The sequence below is a fragment of the uncultured Cetobacterium sp. genome (genome assembly GCF_947039425.1).
Classification (GTDB): Bacteria; Fusobacteriota; Fusobacteriia; order Fusobacteriales; family Fusobacteriaceae; genus Cetobacterium_A.
The window spans coordinates 1-3341 of the sequence record NZ_CAMQYW010000220.1 but is presented as its reverse complement, the minus strand read 5'-3'; the positions used below and the strand labels follow the sequence as shown (position 1 = coordinate 3341).

At 30.4% G+C, this 3341-nt stretch carries 3 protein-coding genes; 1 reads left to right on the top strand and 2 read right to left on the bottom strand.

All coding sequences use genetic code 11. From position 1 onward, the window contains the following. Positions 1-2151, bottom strand: a 2151-nt coding sequence (locus Q0V09_RS09480) for a hypothetical protein (RefSeq protein WP_297488893.1), incomplete at its 3' end; no start/stop codon positions are given. 160 nt (positions 2152-2311) lie between these two features. Between Q0V09_RS09480 and Q0V09_RS09475 the strand changes: the two genes are divergently transcribed. Then, positions 2312-2719, top strand: coding sequence for a D-Ala-D-Ala carboxypeptidase family metallohydrolase (locus Q0V09_RS09475; RefSeq protein WP_297488890.1), 408 nt, complete (start codon positions 2312-2314; stop codon positions 2717-2719). Between the two features lie 16 nt (positions 2720-2735). Here the strand turns inward: Q0V09_RS09475 and Q0V09_RS09470 are convergent. After that, positions 2736-3341 (bottom strand): hypothetical protein (locus Q0V09_RS09470; RefSeq protein WP_297488888.1); only part of this gene is annotated, 606 nt, incomplete at its 5' end.

The following is a 3341-nucleotide window of genomic DNA, read 5'->3' as shown; positions in this document are numbered from 1 at the left end:
TTGTAGTTCTTTAGCAACTGGTGCTCTATCTTTTTCAGCATTAGCTATACAAGCAAATAATGCAGAAGTATAAGATCCTTTTCTATCTTTAGTATCAACTAGAGATATGATTACATCAAAGTTACTTAATGAGAATACTGAAGTATCAATAGTCTTATCTAAAGTTACCATAGTTTTTCCAAGAATATCTTTAACAGATAAAACTGAGAAACTTTCAACTTTTAGTTTAACTCCAACATAAGTTTTTATCTCTATGTTCATACCAGGCTTTATCGCATTAGTTAAACTTACAAACACTTTATCAGTAAGTCTTTTATGCTCTCCTGATCCGCCGTTTGTTCTTTCAAAATCAATTACTCTGACTTCAGGGAAATTACTAACTCCACCAATACCATTAGATTTTTGAGAACCAACAACTACTGTTAAGAACATTCCCATATCCACTTCTTTAGAAGCTGATATTCTTTTCTTAAATCCTCTCTTGAACTTAGGAACATTACATAAATTTTGAGCATATTTAATTAACTCTTTAGGATCATTACTTGTAGGTGGTTTAACTCCCCACACAACTAAAGTTTCTGATAAAGACTTAGTTAATTGTTGAGCATACTCTAATGACTTAGCAATTGGTTCTGACCCTACTGGAACATAACTAATTTCAAATTCACTCTTAGATACTCCATCAGAGTTTTGATCAAAGTATTTACCTTCTACAATCCCTTCTGGAACAATTACAGTTCCTTTGTCTATAATTAAATTAACTTTTTCAGCAAGTTCTACTACAACCTTTTCAGTTGTAACAGTTCCCTTACCTGCAACAGTTGCAATTCCAACTCTTTCAGTTAGGATATCATCAACTAAAATATCAGTAACTTTATTCACTGCATTAACTTTGAAAGATACTATTGAACTTCCAGATACAACTGGAGAAAAATAATCTTCACCTTCAGATGCTCCTGTTAATATTCTTACAGAAGTAATTTCTTCTTTGATATTACCTTTGTTTACAATGTGAACCCAAGGCATTTCTTCTTTGATTATGTCAACTGATACAGATTGGTTAGTTCCAGCAGTTAAAGTTTTTAATGCTGCCTTCCCACCTTTCTTTTCCTCTTGTGATTCATAATAAAAGTTTACAGCTGGTCCGCTGGCTGCTTCAGCAACAACTAATTTAGCAGTAGTTGAGTGAGCTTTAGTTTTTAGAGTTGCAAACACAAATCCTTTTCCTAACACTACCATAACTTCTCCTGGAACAACTTCAACATTAACTTCTTCAGCAACGATTAAAGCATCAGATTTACTTCCATTAACATCAACACCTTTAGCAAATTCTAATTTGATCCCATCAGTAACAGGAGTTCCTTTAATTAAAACTTTACCAGTTAATAATTTTTTAGCTTCTTCTGAATCTATTCCGTTGTTGTTTATGATTCCAGCTTCAGTTGTTACTGATCCACCTTTTTCACAAGTTTCGAAAGTTGTTTTTGGTTGTTCAAGACTAAAGTCTAACTCAACATTTTTATAAGAATCATTAGGATTTGTAATATAGATATTGTTGAATATCTTCTCTACGTTCTCTTGAACATCCCATTGATTTTTACCTTTTTCAAAACTAACTACTGTTACTGAATCACAGTTAGTAACAAAATCTTCTTCAGCAGAAATTCCTACAGGAACTAATTGTGAAGCATTGATATTCCCAAGTTTCTCATAAGCATTCTCAAGAGCTTGAAATACTTCAAACTTGTTTTCCATATTTGGTCTATTCCCATCTCTTTTAGTAATCTTTACAATTGCTAATTGTCCAGCTTTAGCTGACTCTTTGTTCATCTTTAAAATATTTATAATATCTTTACAGATTAACTCTTCTTTTTGTTCTTTAGTTAATAAACCATCAACAATATTTTCTCCTTGAAGGACTTTTATTGCTTCTTCAACATCAGTAATAGGTAATAATGTGTTTGCAGAAATCATTACTTTTCTAACAGCATTAACATCACTTGACGTTGTATCTGGTAAATATACAAAGTTTGGTAAATCTGCTAACAGTACAACTGGCTTATCTAAATTAGATACAGGTTGACTTATAGCTTTAAGATTGTAATCTTCAATCTCTGCATAAAACCCAGGAACGATTTTTTTGTTTTCCATGTTTAACTCCTTTTGATTTTGATATATTCGATTAAATCATTACTTTTAAAATCGGTCAAAAAAATGCACGTTGAAAACACGCGTGTCGAAATAAAAGGTTTAAATACTTGTTTTTTTGAAGTTTTTTTTATTGGTGTTAAATTGATTTTGAGGTGATTTTATGAAATTAACAAAACATTTTTCAGAAAGAGAGTCAGTTTTCAGCAATAAGGCTATTGAGTTAAAAATTAAAAATATTCCCAATACCGAGCAAAGAGAAAATATTTTTTATACCGCTAACAGATTGGAAGCTATAAGACTTTTTTTAGGGGTAGCTCTTAAAATTGATTCTTGGTTTAGAAGTTATTTGTTAAATATTGCTGTTGGTGGAGTTCCAACTTCTTACCATGCAAAAGGACTTGCTGTTGACTTTGTTCCTGTTGGAATGAAGCTTGAAGAAGCTTTTGATTTAATCAAGAATAGTGGACTTTCTTTTGATCAATTAATTCTTTATAAGAAAAAAGGATTTATTCATATTGGTTTCAGAAAAAAATATTCTGATGAAAGAAATCAAATTTTATACAAATAAAAAAGTTGGTAAGGATTTAAAAACCCTTACCAACTTTTTTTAAAATATCTAATTTTCTTGCTCTAATTTCTCTAGCACACCTAATAACTTTTCTGTACAATCTACCTTCATTGAATCTTCTTATAATCAAATACCCTATATGGTGTTCTTGCTCCGTTGTTTGTTCTTCGTTTAGGCTAAACATCATCTTATTAAATTTAGCTTCAAACTTTATAGCTTGAACAACTTCATCAGTATCTGTCATTATAGGTTCTTCACGAGAAATTGTTTTTTCTATATCTTTTGCCAATCTTTCAAATTCTAATGAATAATATTCATCTAAATAATATTCATTAGAAATCAGATAATTTATTATCAACGATCTTTTGGCAGCTCTAAAAGTTAATTGTTGTATTTTTGTATCTGCTCCACCGCATTCTTTAACATAATTTGAATAAGCTCTTTCTTCTATTTCTATTTGAATTATAGCTGTTGCTTTTTCATAAACTTTATAAATTCTACTTTTGCTTTCTTCTGAAACTACAAACTCAGCATCTTCACAAAAACCATCTATTTCTACAACAGGAGTTCTTGTTTTCACCTTTTTAGTTCCAATACAATTTATGGTTTCAGTTATAGATTT

What these genes read in the sequence shown, in the direction of transcription:
- Q0V09_RS09475 (WP_297488890.1), top strand. Translation starts at nt 2,312, where the DNA reads ATGAAATTAACAAAACATTTTTCAGAAAGAGAGTCAGTTTTCAGCAAT.